The following is a 15,247-nucleotide window of genomic DNA, read 5'->3' on the forward strand; positions in this document are numbered from 1 at the left end:
GACCGGCGGGTTCCGCCCGCCATGCGGCTCAGCCGAACGCCTTGCCGTGCAGCACGAGCACCTGGCCGATCAGTTCGTCCTGCGCCCGGGCATCCTCGGGCAGGTCGAGCCGGCGGTCGATCAGCAGCATGGCCAGGCCGTGGACCAGCGACCAGGTCGCGATCGCCAGCGCACGCGGATCGGTATCCGGCGCCGCGCCGCGCTCGCGCACGATGGCGGCGACGGCATCCGCGCAATGGGCGAAAGCCTCGCCGCCCGCCTCCGCCAGGCCGGCGGACTGGGGCTTGCAGGCCAGCGCCGGCCCGAACATGAGGCGATACAGCGCCGGGCGGCGGCGGGCGAAGGCGAGGTAGGCCATGCCGAATGCGTGCAGGCGCGCCGCCGTGTCGCGCTCCCCCCCCGCAGCGGCACCCATGTCCGCCGACAGGGCGCGGAAGCCGCGTTCGGCAACCGCGGCGAGCAGGCTGTCCTTGTCGGCGAAATGCCGGTACGGCGCCATGTGCGACACGCCCGCGGCACCGGCGACCGCGCGCAGCGTGACGGCATCCAGGCCCTGCGTTTCCAGGATCGCGGCCGCCTCGGCGACGAGCCGCTCGCGCAGGTCGCCCGTCCCCGCCATCCCTTCCGTCTCTTTGTCGATCAGCGCTTTTTTCATCGGGGCAGTATGGCGAATCATGTTTACAACGTAAACAGCGCCCGCTATGTTTACGGTGTAAACATCGCTCCATCAATCCGATCCATTCCGCCGGCCGGCACAGGATGCGCCCGATGAAAACCTTCCTCAGAGTCAAGCTGTTCCTCGTTCCGCTGCTGGCGTTCCTGATCGCGGCGGCGCAGGGCCATGCCCTTCCCGGCGCGCTGGCCGGCCTGGCCTGGAGCGCCGGCGCATCGCTGCTGAGACGCGGCCTGCAACCGCCGCCGCCGTTCGAGGCGGCGCTGATGGCCGGCTTCGCGCTTGCCGCGATCGGGCTGGCGGCCGCAGCCGCGGACGCGGCGCAAGGCATCGGCATCGTGATGGGCTGCCTGTCGGCCGGCGCCATCGCCAGCGTGCTGCGCGGGCGCCCCTGGACGGCGGAGTTCTCGGCCGCCGAATTCGGCGGCGCGAGCGCGACACCGCTGTTCGTCGCCATCAACGAGACGATCTCGGCCCTGTGGGGCGCGCTGTTCGGCTGGCTGGCGGTCGCCGCGTGGCTGGCGCTGCCGCCGCCAGCGCACTGGCTCCCGCTCGCCGGCGGCGCGCTGGCCTCCATCCTGCTGCCGCGGCTGCTGGTAGCGCGCGGATTGCGCAAGATGGCCGCGGGCGACACACGCTACGACTGGCCGCCCCCCGACCTGCGCGCATCGCATCCCGCCGCCCCGGGCGAAGGCGGCACGGCGGACGTGGCCGTGATCGGCGCCGGCATCGGCGGCCTCACCGCGGCGGCGCTGCTGGCCGACGCCGGCCTGCGGGTGGAGGTGTTCGAGCAGCACGACGTACCCGGCGGCTTCTCCCACACCTGGCTCCGGCGCGCCCGCGTACGCGACCCGCAAAGCGGCGAGCCGCTCGTGTTCCGCTTCGATTCCGGCGTGCATGACGTGTCGGGCTGGCACCCGGGCGGCACCGTGCGCAGCGTGTTCGAGCGCCTGGGGATCGCCCGCGAAGACGAATGGGTGCGGCTGGATCATCGCTACATGCTGGACGGCCGCACGCTCGACGTGCCGCGCGACTGGCGCGCCTGGGTCGAACGGCTCGCCGCGGAATTCCCGCACGAGGCGGCCGGGCTGCGCGCGCTGTTCGGAGACATCCACGCCGTCTACGAGGCGATGTTCTCGACGGCCGCCGAACGCGGCGGCATTCCCGGAACGCCGGGAACGCCGCGCGCCCTGCTCGAATTCGCCCTGCGCCATCCGCTCGCGGTCGCCTGGCTCGACCGGCCGTGGCAGGACTTCGTCGAACGCCATGTGCGCGACCGCGCGGTGCAGGCATGGATAGGCGCGCTGGCGGGCTACGTCACCGACGACATCGCCCGGCTCCGGGTGCGCGACATCGTCCCCATCTTCGGCTACTACTTCGAGGGCGGCTACTACCCGCTGGGCGGCTCGGGCCTGATCGCGCGGCGGCTGGTCGAAGCCATCGAGGCGCGCGGCGGGCGCGTCCACCTGCGCACCGAGGTGCTGCGCATCGTCACCGGGGACGGCGCGGCGAAAGGCGTCGTCGTGCGCGGACAGAACGGCCCGGAGCGCAGCGTGCAGGCGCGGGCGGTGATCACCAATGCCGACCTCGGCCAGAGCCTGACCCGGCTGCTCCCCCGGGACGAAGCGCCGCCCGGCGTACGGGAACTGGCCGGGCGACTGCAGCCCACATGCTCGGCGATGGGCGTGAGCCTGGCGGTGAAGGGCATGCTGGCCATGCCGCCGATCGTCCACGTGGAGGGCGCAGGCGGAGCGGTGTCCATCGTCATCCCGTCGCAGGTGGACCCGGGCTGCGCGCCGCCCGGCCATTCCACCGTCGAACTGCTGGCCTTGATGCGTCCGGACGAGGCGCAAGCCTGGTTTGCGGACATGCCGGCCGACGATCGCGCCGAGGAAGGCCACGACCACCGCGCATACCGCCGCTCGGCACCATACCTCGCGCGCAAGCAGGCTGCCGGCGACCGCCTGATCGCACTGGCGCGGCAGGCCATCCCCGACCTGGACCAGCGCATCATCTACCGCACCGACGCCAGCCCGCTCACCTTCCAGCGCTACGCCTGGGCAACCGGCGGCGCCATCTACGGCATGCGCAGCCACGGCGCCATCCCTACCAAATCGCCGGTGCGCAACCTCGTGGTGGCCGGCGCGGCCACCCATGGGCCGGGTATCGAGGCGGTCGTCATCTCCGGCGCCTACGCCGCCGAAGCGCTGCTGCCGGGCCTGCTCGCACGCGCCGCGCCCCCCACGCCGGCCTGATGCGGGCGGCCGGCGGCAAAGCCGTCAGACGCGCCCCCGCTTCGCCAGCTCCACCACCGCCTGCATGACCGACTCGATCGGCGTCGGCACGTCGTCCGGCGCCGCAACCGCGGGCGGAACCAGTTGCGGCAGCCATTCCTTGAGCCGCGCCGGATCGCCGCCGCTGATCTCGATCGCATCCGCAAGGCCGAGATAGAAGCCCCCCAGCAGGATCAGCCGCTGCCTGTCGCGCAGGAAGATCCGGACCAGCAGGATGACGATCACCGCGGCACCGACGCGGGCGACCGAACTGGCGATCAGCGCGTTCAGGTCTTCGGCCCGGCGCGTGGCCTCCTCCACGGCGGCGCGTTCCACGTCGGCCTTCGCCTGCGCGATGTCGCGGTCCGCCGAGGCACGGCTCTCGTCGACGTTGGCACGGATCTGCGCCACCTCGACGGCTGCATCCTTGCGCAGCTCCTCGATCGACAAGCGATCGGCCTCCTCCCCGAGACGGCCGCGCGCCTGCGCAAGCTGCTCGTGGAGCGCAGCATTGTCCTCATACAGTTGCTTGATGGTCCGGTGCAGCCCCTCGTTGCCGGACGTCGCCCGCGCCGGCGGCTGCTTGCCGGCCTTCGGCACCGCGGTGCCGGCCGCGGGACCGGGCATCGGCGACGGCGCCACGCCGGGCAGGCCCGGCGGCATCGCCGGAACCCCTGCAGCCGGCGCGGGAGGAACGGAAGGCAGACGCGGAGCAGCCGGCGCCGGAAGAACCGCATCGCCCTGCACCCCGTCCTGCAACCGTTGCGACGCGGCGGACAGGTTGCGCAAGGTCTGCATGGTCGCCTGGCGCAGCACCGCCTCCACCTCGCGCTCCGCCGCGGTCTTGAACAAGGCGCCCGCAAGCCGGTCCGCCCCCGCGAAGATCAGGATGCAGGCCGACAGCACGAAGATGATGATGTAGAGATAGACCCTGGCCGTACGCTCGTACTTCTGCGCCCGTTCCCGGTATCGGTCGGCAAGGCGCTTGAGATCGGCTCCGGCAACGGTGGCTACGGACGAGTTCATGGAGGCCCCTGGGCGGAAGGTGGGCAGACGCGGCCCGCCGGCCGGCGCACGACCGGCCGCGGCGAACGCCATCATCGACCAGCCTAACCCGTCCCGCCCCGGCTCACCAGACCGGACCGCGCCCGCAGCCCTGCGCCCGCGCGCTCAGCGCGAACCGCCACCCGCCGTCTTGTCCCCCTCCTCGACGTCCAGCCCCCAGTCCCCGTACTCGTACCAGTCCTCCCCCAGGACTTCCATCGGATGCTGCGTGCGCCCCGAACCGTTGCCGCAACCGAGCGAATCGGCAGGGCAATACTTGTCGCATCCCCAGCAGATCCGCTCGGGATGCCTCGGGTGGAGAGGAAACTTCTTGGCCATGGCGGGTGTGGAAAGCGGGGACATCGTCGATACCCGACAAGATTACTCAACTATCGGACACCGGCCTTGACCTGGCTCAAGTCCTGCCCGGCCTGCACCGCTCCCCGAACACACCGGACGTACGCCCCTCGTCCAGCACTGGCTCGCGGCCGCCGCCGATGCGCCCGAGCCTGCAATCAAAGGTTTGCGCCCTTCCAGCAAAACACGCCTATCCAAATGTCCTGCAGGATCATGATCGCGGAATCGCCAGGCAGGCGCCTGCCACGGCCTTTGCCGGATTCCCGAAGGGCGCGCCCGCCGCCCGACGATCCGTCCCAACCCGTTTCGCGAAGGAGAAGCGCATGCCGATCTTGCTGCATCCATCCCTCACCATGAGGACGGTCGCCCATGGGCCTGTTTGACGCCCCCCGCACGCTGACGGCCCAAAGCGCCGCGCTGCCGCAGCACCTCGGCCAGCCTGCCCTGGTGCCGGTGCGCCTGTCCGGGGAAGAAGGGCTCTCGTCGCTCTTCACCTACCTGCTCGAACTCAAGACCCCCGACGCGCTCGCCTTCGCCCCCAGCCTGGCCGCCAACTTCGACCTTGCCGGCATGGTCGGCCGCGAGATCACCGTCAGCATCCAGCTCGAAGGCCGGGGCCACTTCATCCCCGGCGCCGTCGGCGACCAGGGGCTGGCCAACCAGGGCGCCGGCGTGCGCGAAATCTCCGCACTCATCGCCGAGGCCCGCTACCTGCGCGAAGAAGGCCGCCACCACGTCTATGGCCTCACCCTGCGCCCCTGGCTGTGGCTCGCCACCCTCACCGCCGACTGCAGGATCTTCCAGGACAAGACCGTCATCCAGATCCTGGACGACCTCTTCGCCGACACCCCCTTCGTCGTCGAAAAGCGCCTGCAGACCGCCAAGTACCCGCCGCGCGACTACCAGACCCAGTTCAACGAAACCGACTACCACTTCTTCGCCCGCCTGTGCGAAGAATGGGGCATCGCCTGGTGGTTCGAGCACGCCGACGGCAAGCACCGCCTGATCCTCGCCGACCAGCCCGGCGCCTATCGCCCTTCGCCCAGCGACGCCTACCGGCAGGTGAGCGTCTACCCGCCCGGCCACAAGCTCGACGAGGAATACCTGCACGCCGTCTCCATCCGGGACCGCCTCGTCACCGGCGCCTGGGCCGGCACCGACGTCGACTACACCCGCCGCCGCGCCGATCTGGCCGTCCGCCACCACGACCCGCGCCCCACCGGCCATGCCGACCACGAAGTCTTCCACTGGCCGGCCGACACCAGCCAGCCCAAGGCCGGCGCCGGCGGCATGTCCGGCCCGGCCAACGACCCGCGCGCCGAAGGCGGACACTTCGCCCGCGTGCGCCTGCAGGCCCTGCGCGCCGCCGGCTGGCAGGCCAGCGCCCGGGGCAACGTCCGCGGCCTGGCCGCCGGCCACACCTTCCACCTGAAGAAACACCCGCAGGACGCGGCCAACATCGAATGGCTGATCCTGTCCGCGCGCCTGGACATCGAAGAGATTGCCCAGGAAAGCCAGGGCAGCGCCGGCATCCCCGCCCAGCAATGGCGCTGCACCGTCGATCTCGAGCTGCAACCGACGCGAGAGGTCTATCGGCCGCCGCTGAACCATCCCCGCCCGGCCATCGGCGGCCCGGTGCGCGCCATCGTCACCGGCCCGGCGGGCAAGGAGATCTGGACCGACCCCTACGGCCGCGTCAAGGTCGCCTTCCCGTGGGACCGCTACCACCGCAGCGACGACCATTCCTCCTGCTGGCTGCGGGTCTCCACCGCCTGGGCCGGCAACCAGTACGGCGGCATCCAGCTCCCCCGCATCGGCCACGAGGTGCTCGTCAGCTTCGAAGGCGGCGACCCGGACAAACCCATCGTTACCGGCCGGGTGGCCGACAACCAGAACCTGCCGCCCTGGCAACTGCCCGGCAACCAGGCGCTCTCGGGTTTGCGCAGCAAGGAACTGTACGGCCAGCGCAACAACCACCTCGTGCTCGACGACAGCGAAGGCCAGATCCAGGCGCAACTGTCCTCCGACCATGCGCTGAGCCAACTGAACCTCGGCAGCATCACCCGCATTCCCGACACCAGCGGGCGGGCCGACCGGCGCGGGGAAGGGTTCGAACTGCGCACCGATGCGCACGGCGTCGTGCGCGCCGGGGCGGGCATGCTGCTCACCACCGAAACCCGCAGCCACGCCGCCAGCCATGTCAAATCCATGGGCGAGACGCTGGCTCGGCTGGAAGCCGCGCAGGAAGCGCATGCGGCACTCGCCGACCTGGCTCGCCAGCATGAGGCGCAAACCAGCGGCGAGCAGGATGAGGTCTCGGACGCGTTGGAGCGCCAGAACCAGGACCTGCGGGGCGAGGGAGCGCCCAACCCCGAATCCGGCCATTTCCCTGAATTCGCCGCACCGCATCTCACGCTGTCCAGCCCCTCGGGCATTGCCGCGACAAGCGGCGGCAGCATCCACCTCGCCAGCGGCGAGCACACCGCGCTCACCACCGGCGGCGACCTCGGCATCGCCAGCGGCAAGGGATTCTTCGCCAGCGTGAAGGAGAAGATCAGCCTCTTCACCCAGGAGAAGGGCATGAAGTTCGTCGCCGCCCACGACGACATCGACGTGCACGCCCTGAAGCACGCGATCAACCTCGTCGCCAAGCTCGGCATCACCTGCACTGCCGAAACCATCCAATTCCAGGCCAAGAAGGAAATCATCATCAACGGCGGCGGCAGCTATATCCGCCTGGCCAAGGACGAGATCGAGGCCGGCACCGCAGGCAAGGTCACGGTCCACCGCGCCGCATTCTCCATGGTCGGACCGAAGAGCGTGCCGGTGCGGATGCCCGACATGCCATTGGCCGTCGCCGGTCCGTATGCAGCCCGCTACCAGATCTTCAAGAACGATGGGCGCCCCTATGAAGGCTACCGTTGTCAGGCCGGAGTGGACGGCGAAATGCTCAAACACGAGTACACCGATCCGGACGGGCATATCCGGGTGATCGAAACCGAATCGCCCAGGCGCGTTTCGGTAGAAAAAGCCGTGTTGCGCGAAAGCGAGCGCCTGACGGAAGACTGGCAGTCCCGGCTGGCCGGGAAGGGAGGCTGACATGGCCGTGCCAGCCATTGCCTGGGCCATCCTCGAACTGGTGAGTGCCGCCATCACCGCTTACGAAATCTACGACCTCAGCAGGGCGCTGTACGACGGCGTGGGCGAGTTCTCCAAGAATGTCGAGGCAGCCAAGGCCGAAATCCGCAAGAACATGGAGGCCCTGATGGAAGAGATCGCGGCCAAGGTCGATCATGAGACAGAGCGTGCCGCGCTGTGGGCCGCGACCGAGGCGGACGGCAAGATCCAGCAGGAAGTCACGCGCCAGGCCAGCGGGCGCGGGGCCAGGAGCCCCCTGATCCAGACCGCCATCCAGCAGAAGATTCCCTTCCGCCAAGTGATCTCCATGGTCTGCGACCAGGCCGACCGCATGCCGGTCGTTTCCGTGCGCCGCCGGCCGGGCGCCGAACTCAAGGACCTGGGTGCGGCCAGGAAGAAAGTCCTGCTGGAGATCCTGGCGGCCGGCGCCACGGAGCTGGGCTACATCGAAGACATCGACCAATTCATCGTCGTGCGCCAGAAGCAGTTGATGGCCAGCCTCATCTTCGAGTTCATGGACGACCTCGTCGAGTGGGCCAGCCCGCTCAAGGCGGAAGCCAGCTTCGGCCCGGGCCCCGGCTACGCCGACCCGCCGCTCGAAGGCACCAGGCTCTTGCGCAGGGGGCCGTCGATCAACCCCTTCTACCCGCTGCCCCATCGCGGGCGCGGCAGCCTGGCCGCCGACCTGGCCATCCCCGACTACCGCAAGACGCCGCTGCGCAAGGACAACGTCTTTGCCCTTGTCGAGATCAAGTTTGAGCGCGACAAGATCGAAAACCGGCAATTCGAGGGATACAAGGAACTCAGCGACAGATGCGCCAAGGTCAAGACCGAGGCTATCGGCAAGGCGCGCACCTACGGCGGCAAGGGCGTCACCCTCGGCTGCCGGGTGTCGCTCTTCCGCTACCCCGAGGACAAGGCCAAAGCCCGTGACGAGGATGGCAAGCCCGCCCGCGCGGGCTCGCAACGCAAACCCGGACGCAAGCACAACCGTTGAGGAAACCCATGAGCACCAGCGAAACCTACCTGAGCGACGAGGAAATTGCCGAGTTCATCCGGGAGACCAAGGCCGAGCCGCAGTACTTCTACGGCGACGAAGGGCGTGAATACGGCGTATGCCCGTTCATTACCTTCTACGTCTACCACCATGATGCACAATTCCTGAGCCTGTGCGACAAGATGATCGACATCCACCACCGGCTGGAGCGGATGATCGATTCGCCCTACCGCAAGGTTCTGAAGGATGCCACCGAAACCTGGTTCAAGGCCGGCGACAAACGCCTGCCGACCGACCTGCGCGCCGAGGCGCGCAAGGCACAGGCTCAGCATCGCTCATTCTGGATTCAGTCCACCGATATGGACAGCCCGCTCGCCTCGGCCCGCTGGGCCATCGACGCACGTGTGACCAAGAACAGCGCCATGCGCTACACCACGCTCAAGATTACCTTCCGCCATAGCTGGTATGTCGAGCATCGGCGGGAATGGCGGGAATTCGTGCTCGCCTGCCTGCGCTTGCTGGAACCGGAACAGTGCTACAGCGGCTTCGAGATCGGCAACACCGCGGCCGGGGTGATGGGCGCCTACGAAAGCGACGTCCTGGAGCGCATCTGCGCCGACCACTTCTACGGGCTGGACATCGACCACCCCGGCGACATGGGTTTCCAGTACCACCGGGACGAGGACGGCTGGGTCAATCCGGCCCGCCTCGGCGCCGGGATGCGCACGCCCACCTGGGGCTTCCTGCTGTCGCCCCACTGGTTCGACAAGCTGGGGCTGGACGAACTACGCCTGTACGAAGGGCTGAACGATGCACGCATCCGCATCGAAGCCCTGCCGCGCGGCAGCGACGGGCGGACGAGCTACTGGATCGAACTGGGGGATCTGTCGCTGTACCCGGTCGAAGACGGCGTGCCGGAACTGCCGGTGATCGCCAACCGGCTGATCCGCCCGGTGCGTTGCGACGACTTGAACCTGCTCTCGCTCGATCCGTGGGACGGCGACCCGAATCCGCGCTTCGATTTCCAGAGCGGGCCGCGCTGGATGGGACGCTTCGACGAAGGCAGCGACTGGCCCTCGCCCGAGCACCGGGCACCCCGTCCGCCATCCGCACCGGCGCAGCCGAAGCCGCCCACGCTCTCGGCCCGCCCCGGCGAGCCCTGCCCGCGAGAAGGCGTGTGGTTCGCCATCCACCTGCGTGGCAAGGAAATACGCATGCGGCAGGGCGAAACCATGCCCGGGCCGAAGATCGGCCCGTCCGGGGCGGTCACCTGGTATTTCAAGGGGCCGTGACGGGCTTGTCAGAGGGAAGAAAGGACCATGAGCACCAGCGAGTTGTATCTCACCGACGAGGAAATCGCCGAATTCATCGCCGAGACCAAGAAGGGGTATGGCTATACCTACGGCTACGAAGACCAGGAATACGGCGTATGCCCGTTCATTACCTTCTACGTCTACCACCATGACGCGCAGTTCCTGAGCCTGTGCGACAAGATGATCGACCTCCACCACCGGCTGGAGCGGATGATCGATTCGCCCTACCGCAAGGTTTGGAAGGATGCCACCCAAGTCTGGTTCAAGGCCAGCGACAAGCGCCTGCCGACCGACTTGCGCGCCGAGGCGCGCAAGGCACTGGACCAGGGCAAGGAATTCTGGGTTCGGGCCACCGACATGGACAGCCCGCTCGCCTCGGCCCGCTGGGCCATCGACGCGCAGGTGACCAATTGCAGCGCGATGGATTACACCACGCTCAAGATCACCTTCCGCCATAGCTGGTATGTCGAGCATCGGCGGGAATGGCGGGAATTCGTGCTCGCCTGCCTGCACCTGCTGGAACCGGAACAGTGCTACAGCGGCTTCGAGATCGGCAACACCGGCGCCTACGAAAGCGACGTCCTGGAGCGCATCTGCGCCGACCACTTCTACGGGCTGGACATCGACCACCCCGGTGACATGGGCTTCCAGTACCACCGAAATGAGAAGGGCTGGGTCAATCCGGCCCGCCTCGGCGCCGGGCTGCGCACGCCGACCTGGGGCTTCCTGCTGTCGCCCCACTGGTTCGACAAGCTGGGATTGGACGAACTACGCCTGTACGAAGGGCTGAACGATGCACGCATCCGCATCGAAGCCCTGCCGCGCAGCAGCGACGGGCGGACGAGCTACTGGATCGAACTGGGGGAGCTGTCGCTGTACCCGATCGAAGACGGCGTGCCGGAACTGCCGGTGATCGCCAACCGGCTGATCCGCCCGGTGCGTTGCGACGACTTGAACCTGCTCTCGCTCGACCCGTGGGACGACGACCCGAATCCGCGCTTCGATTTCCAGAGCGGGCCGCGCTGGATGGGGCGCTTCGACGAAGGCAGCGACTGGCCCTCGCCCGAGCGCCGGGCACCCCGTCCGCCATCCGCACCGGCGCAGCCGAAGCCGCCCGCGCTCTCGGCGCGGCCGGGCCAGCCGTGCCTGCGGGAAGGCGTGGGGTATCCCAGTAAGGACGACCGGCCATGAACCGCTTCAAATCCGCCCGCACGCTGACGGCCCAAAGCGCCGCGCTGCCGCAGCACCTCGGCCAGCCTGCCCTGGTGCCGGTGCGCCTGTCCGGGGAAGAAGGGCTCTCGTCGCTCTTCACCTACCTGCTCGAACTCAAGACCCCCGACGCGCTCGCCTTCGCCCCCAGCCTGGCCGCCAACTTCGACCTTGCCGGCATGGTCGGCCGCGAGATCACCGTCAGCATCCAGCTCGAAGGCCGGGGCCACTTCATCCCCGGCGCCGTCGGCGACCAGGGGCTGGCCAACCAGGGCGCCGGCGTGCGCGAAATCTCCGCACTCATCGCCGAGGCCCGCTACCTGCGCGAAGAAGGCCGCCACCACGTCTATGGCCTCACCCTGCGCCCCTGGCTGTGGCTCGCCACCCTCACCGCCGACTGCAGGATCTTCCAGGACAAGACCGTCATCCAGATCCTGGACGACCTCTTCGCCGACACCCCCTTCGTCGTCGAAAAGCGCCTGCAGACCGCCAAGTACCCGCCGCGCGACTACCAGACCCAGTTCAACGAAACCGACTACCACTTCTTCGCCCGCCTGTGCGAAGAATGGGGCATCGCCTGGTGGTTCGAGCACGCCGACGGCAAGCACCGCCTGATCCTCGCCGACCAGCCCGGCGCCTATCGCCCTTCGCCCAGCGACGCCTACCGGCAGGTGAGCGTCTACCCGCCCGGCCACAAGCTCGACGAGGAATACCTGCACGCCGTCTCCATCCGGGACCGCCTCGTCACCGGCGCCTGGGCCGGCACCGACGTCGACTACACCCGCCGCCGCGCCGATCTGGCCGTCCGCCACCACGACCCGCGCCCCACCGGCCATGCCGACCACGAAGTCTTCCACTGGCCGGCCGACACCAGCCAGCCCAAGGCCGGCGCCGGCGGCATGTCCGGCCCGGCCAACGACCCGCGCGCCGAAGGCGGACACTTCGCCCGCGTGCGCCTGCAGGCCCTGCGCGCCGCCGGCTGGCAGGCCAGCGCCCGGGGCAACGTCCGCGGCCTGGCCGCCGGCCACACCTTCCACCTGAAGAAACACCCGCAGGACGCGGCCAACATCGAATGGCTGATCCTGTCCGCGCGCCTGGACATCGAAGAGATTGCCCAGGAAAGCCAGGGCAGCGCCGGCATCCCCGCCCAGCAATGGCGCTGCACCGTCGATCTCGAGCTGCAACCGACGCGAGAGGTCTATCGGCCGCCGCTGAACCATCCCCGCCCGGCCATCGGCGGCCCGGTGCGCGCCATCGTCACCGGCCCGGCGGGCAAGGAGATCTGGACCGACCCCTACGGCCGCGTCAAGGTCGCCTTCCCGTGGGACCGCTACCACCGCAGCGACGACCATTCCTCCTGCTGGCTGCGGGTCTCCACCGCCTGGGCCGGCAACCAGTACGGCGGCATCCAGCTCCCCCGCATCGGCCACGAGGTGCTCGTCAGCTTCGAAGGCGGCGACCCGGACAAACCCATCGTTACCGGCCGGGTGGCCGACAACCAGAACCTGCCGCCCTGGCAACTGCCCGGCAACCAGGCGCTCTCGGGTTTGCGCAGCAAGGAACTGTACGGCCAGCGCAACAACCACCTCGTGTTCGACGACAGCGAAGGCCAGATCCAGGCGCAACTGTCCTCCGACCATGCGCTGAGCCAACTGAACCTCGGCAGCATCACCCGCATTCCCGACACCAGCGGGCGGGCCGACCGGCGCGGGGAAGGGTTCGAACTGCGCACCGATGCGCACGGCGTCGTGCGCGCCGGGGCGGGCATGCTGCTCACCACCGAAACCCGCAGCCACGCCGCCAGCCATGTCAAATCCATGGGCGAGACGCTGGCACGGCTGGAGATGGCCGAGGAAACACATACCCAACTGGCCGATCTCGCCCGCCAGCATGAGGCGCAAACCCGCGGCGAACAGGATGCAGTCGCCGCACGCGTGGCCGCCCAGAACAAGGCCCTGCAAGGTGAAGGGATGGGCAATGCCGAACGCGGGCATTTCCCGGAATTCGCCCAGCCGCACCTGACGCTCTCCAGCCCGGCCGGCATCGAGGTGACCACGGCCGGCAGTACCCATCTGGCCAGCGACGAACACGCCGGCATCACCACCGGCGGCAGTGTCGGCATCGCCAGCGGCAAAGGTCTCTTCGCCAGCGTCAGGGCGGGCATCAAGCTCTTTGCCCACAAGCTGGGGCTGCGCCTGGTTGCCGCTCATGACGACATCGACCTGCATGCGCTGAAGCACAGCATCAACCTGCTGGCAAAGGTCTCGATCAACGAAACCGCCGAGACGATCGCCATCTCCGCCACCAAGCAACTCGAACTCAATGGTGGCGGAAGCTACGTCCGGCTTGCCGCCGACACGATCGAGGCCGGCACCTCCGGAAAAGTCACGATCCACCGCGCCGCATTCTCCATGGTCGGACCGAAGAGCGTGCCGGTGCGGATGCCGCCCTTCACGGATTACGACGCCCTGAGTCGAAAACCGGACATGACGCTCCTTTACCACTATCCCGATCTCTGCCCGGTCAGCGGCGCCCCCTATCGGGTCGTGTTTGCCGACGGGCAGGTTCGGGAAGGCCGACTCGACACCGAAGGCAGCGCCACGCTCAAGGACGTTCCAATCGGCGCAGCGACGGTCTACTACGGCGAAACCAGCCAGACCGCCCCGCCGGCAACGCCGGAGTTCGGCAAACCCTCCCTTGGTTTCAGGATCGCGGAAGATCTCGCGGAGATCGGCCTGTCCGTCCGCGGCTGGGAACAGATCGATGCCTGCCTGGCGCAACTGACGGAGCGGCACCATGACTGATCAAGTCGATCTGCAGGACTTCCTGGTCGATGTCGGCAAGTCGGTCGCGCTCGGCATGCTGCCCTTTCTCGGGCAGGCCATTGACATCTACGACACGGCCTATGCCGCCTACGACCTGTATCAGAACAAAGACGGCTCGGCCGAGCAGCGTGAAGAAGCGTGCTTCGGCGTGGTGATGGCGGCGGTGGGCTGGATACCCGGGCCGGGCGACGGGATCAAGAAGACCCTGAAGACCATCAACCGGGACCCGGAACGCTACGCACCGCTGCTGCTCGATGCGGTGCGCTACGTGCTCTACCAAGCAGGCTACAAGGTCGACCCTTACGCCTTCCTGATGGAAAGCATCGACGCGGAGCGCATCCGCTCCCTGATCGAAGGCGCCAGGTCGGATATCGCGAAGTCGGAATTCTTCAGTCACTGCCCGGCGCTCGTACAGGAGGGCATGCTGCGGGGCCTCAATCTGACCATGGCGAACATCCCCGTGATCGTCGGTGTCGTGGAGCGCCGGGTGAAACGCTGGCTGAAAGTGGTTCCGAAGAACACGGCGGCGGTCACGAGGCAAACCGCCCATCCGGCCCCGAAGCAGCCGCCGGGGCAGCAGCAGGGGCGCCGGGAAGGCGAGGTCGGGACGCACGGGCAAGCGCACGGGGTATCGGCCTTCAACGGGACGGCGAACGCCGCCGAGATCGCCACGGCAAACCTGAACCAGCGGCAGGAAAGCATCGGCGAGCACGTGGGCGACTACCACTGCCAGGACGAACTGGGCTGGGGCCGGCAAACGGCGCAGCACGATATCGGCACAGGCAGCGCAAAGCTCACGGATGGCGCACGGCTCATGCGGTTGCAGCACCAGATCAAGGCACGCGGCCGGGGCATCGATGCGATCTGGCGGACCGGTCGGGCGCGGCCGTACGCGGTGGTGGAATACAAGACGCGGAGCGTGCCGCTCTCTGAATCCGGGATACGGAGCCTGCTCATTGCCGAATCGGCGCAGGACAAGAGCCTGCAGCCGGCCAAGCGGGCGGAGCAACGAGAATACCGCAAGCAGGTGAAGGGCGGGAATGCCCGTGCTGTGCCGCCAGCGCCGTTGCCAAATGACGTGCCGAAGATGAGCCACAAGTGGATTCGACAACGGGTCGAGAGACACAAGGGTTTGAGCCCAAGTATGCAAAAAATACTGGGGAATCCTAATAAATACTCCCGCCATGTAATTCAAGTTTCGACAGCCTCTGGTGCCGGTAAGGTTCACCGCGAAGAACTAGATCTGGCCTTAGAAGAGAAGCGGGAGGTTTCCGCCGCAGAGCACACGGCGCATCAGACCGACATCGACAATTTTACGAATGTGTTTACCGAAGCACCCGAAGACAAGCCGCAGGACCGTGCAGGGAAGAAAGGCACGACCAGTATGAATCAGCAGAAATCCAAAGCCCGGAAATAGA

General features: G+C 68.1%; 10 protein-coding genes. 7 read left to right on the top strand and 3 right to left on the bottom strand.

The features are described from left to right. Positions 1 to 28: 28 nt before the first annotated feature. Positions 29 to 655: a TetR/AcrR family transcriptional regulator gene (locus tag CCZ27_RS18160; RefSeq protein ID WP_198363174.1), complete on the bottom strand. Its 627-nt coding sequence runs from the start codon at positions 653 to 655 to the stop codon at positions 29 to 31. A 113-nt stretch (positions 656 to 768) separates the two neighbouring features. Between CCZ27_RS18160 and CCZ27_RS18165 the strand changes: the two genes are divergently transcribed. Further along, positions 769 to 2,928, top strand: a complete 2,160-nt coding sequence (locus CCZ27_RS18165) for a phytoene desaturase family protein (protein WP_157748633.1) — start codon at positions 769 to 771, stop codon at positions 2,926 to 2,928. Positions 2,929 to 2,952: 24 nt separating this feature from the next. On the opposite strand, the gene CCZ27_RS18170 is transcribed toward CCZ27_RS18165, so the two are convergent. Both CCZ27_RS18170 and CCZ27_RS18175 read right to left on the bottom strand, forming a co-directional pair. Further along, the gene (locus tag CCZ27_RS18170; RefSeq protein ID WP_096450570.1) at positions 2,953 to 3,972 is read right to left on the bottom strand and encodes an ATP synthase subunit B family protein; all 1,020 of its coding nucleotides are present in this window, start codon (positions 3,970 to 3,972) and stop codon (positions 2,953 to 2,955) included. A gap of 144 nt (positions 3,973 to 4,116) precedes the next feature. Then, positions 4,117 to 4,329, bottom strand: a complete 213-nt coding sequence (locus CCZ27_RS18175) for a DUF3079 domain-containing protein (protein ID WP_096450572.1) — start codon at positions 4,327 to 4,329, stop codon at positions 4,117 to 4,119. A 387-nt stretch (positions 4,330 to 4,716) separates the two neighbouring features. On the opposite strand from CCZ27_RS18175, the gene CCZ27_RS18180 reads away from it, so the two are divergent. The 6 genes from CCZ27_RS18180 to CCZ27_RS18205 are packed head-to-tail and all read left to right on the top strand — an operon-like array spanning position 4,717 to position 15,246. Continuing rightward, on the top strand, positions 4,717 to 7,446 hold the full coding sequence (locus CCZ27_RS18180) for a type VI secretion system Vgr family protein (RefSeq protein WP_096450574.1): 2,730 nt from the start codon (positions 4,717 to 4,719) through the stop codon (positions 7,444 to 7,446). A 1-nt stretch (position 7,447) separates the two neighbouring features. After that, positions 7,448 to 8,482, top strand: a complete 1,035-nt coding sequence (locus tag CCZ27_RS18185) for a hypothetical protein (protein ID WP_096450576.1) — start codon at positions 7,448 to 7,450, stop codon at positions 8,480 to 8,482. 8 nt (positions 8,483 to 8,490) lie between these two features. Continuing rightward, on the top strand, positions 8,491 to 9,774 hold the full coding sequence (locus tag CCZ27_RS18190) for a hypothetical protein (RefSeq protein ID WP_096450578.1): 1,284 nt from the start codon (positions 8,491 to 8,493) through the stop codon (positions 9,772 to 9,774). 27 nt (positions 9,775 to 9,801) lie between these two features. Further along, positions 9,802 to 10,986, top strand: coding sequence for a hypothetical protein (locus tag CCZ27_RS18195; protein WP_096450580.1), 1,185 nt, complete (start codon positions 9,802 to 9,804; stop codon positions 10,984 to 10,986). Continuing rightward, a complete protein-coding gene (locus CCZ27_RS18200) occupies positions 10,983 to 13,808 on the top strand; it encodes a type VI secretion system Vgr family protein (protein ID WP_096450582.1) in 2,826 nt (941 codons plus the stop codon). The genes CCZ27_RS18195 and CCZ27_RS18200 overlap by 4 nt, the downstream gene beginning before the upstream one ends. Beyond that, entirely contained in the window at positions 13,801 to 15,246 is a 1,446-nt protein-coding gene (locus CCZ27_RS18205; RefSeq protein WP_096450584.1) for a hypothetical protein, read from the top strand. Before CCZ27_RS18200 ends, CCZ27_RS18205 begins: the two co-directional genes overlap by 8 nt. Position 15,247: the final 1 nt, after the last annotated feature.

This window comes from Thauera sp. K11, from assembly GCF_002354895.1.
Taxonomy (GTDB): Bacteria; Pseudomonadota; Gammaproteobacteria; order Burkholderiales; family Rhodocyclaceae; genus Thauera; species Thauera sinica.

Excerpts from the sequence above, each read along its gene's own strand:
- CCZ27_RS18160 (WP_198363174.1), bottom strand. The coding sequence starts at position 655 with ATGAAAAAAGCGCTGATCGACAAAGAGACGGAAGGGATGGCGGGGACG.
- CCZ27_RS18165 (WP_157748633.1), top strand. The coding sequence starts at position 769 with ATGAAAACCTTCCTCAGAGTCAAGCTGTTCCTCGTTCCGCTGCTGGCG.
- CCZ27_RS18170 (WP_096450570.1), bottom strand. The coding sequence starts at position 3,972 with ATGAACTCGTCCGTAGCCACCGTTGCCGGAGCCGATCTCAAGCGCCTT.
- CCZ27_RS18175 (WP_096450572.1), bottom strand. The coding sequence starts at position 4,329 with ATGGCCAAGAAGTTTCCTCTCCACCCGAGGCATCCCGAGCGGATCTGC.
- CCZ27_RS18180 (WP_096450574.1), top strand. The coding sequence starts at position 4,717 with ATGGGCCTGTTTGACGCCCCCCGCACGCTGACGGCCCAAAGCGCCGCG.
- CCZ27_RS18185 (WP_096450576.1), top strand. The coding sequence starts at position 7,448 with ATGGCCGTGCCAGCCATTGCCTGGGCCATCCTCGAACTGGTGAGTGCC.
- CCZ27_RS18190 (WP_096450578.1), top strand. The coding sequence starts at position 8,491 with ATGAGCACCAGCGAAACCTACCTGAGCGACGAGGAAATTGCCGAGTTC.
- CCZ27_RS18195 (WP_096450580.1), top strand. The coding sequence starts at position 9,802 with ATGAGCACCAGCGAGTTGTATCTCACCGACGAGGAAATCGCCGAATTC.
- CCZ27_RS18200 (WP_096450582.1), top strand. The coding sequence starts at position 10,983 with ATGAACCGCTTCAAATCCGCCCGCACGCTGACGGCCCAAAGCGCCGCG.
- CCZ27_RS18205 (WP_096450584.1), top strand. The coding sequence starts at position 13,801 with ATGACTGATCAAGTCGATCTGCAGGACTTCCTGGTCGATGTCGGCAAG.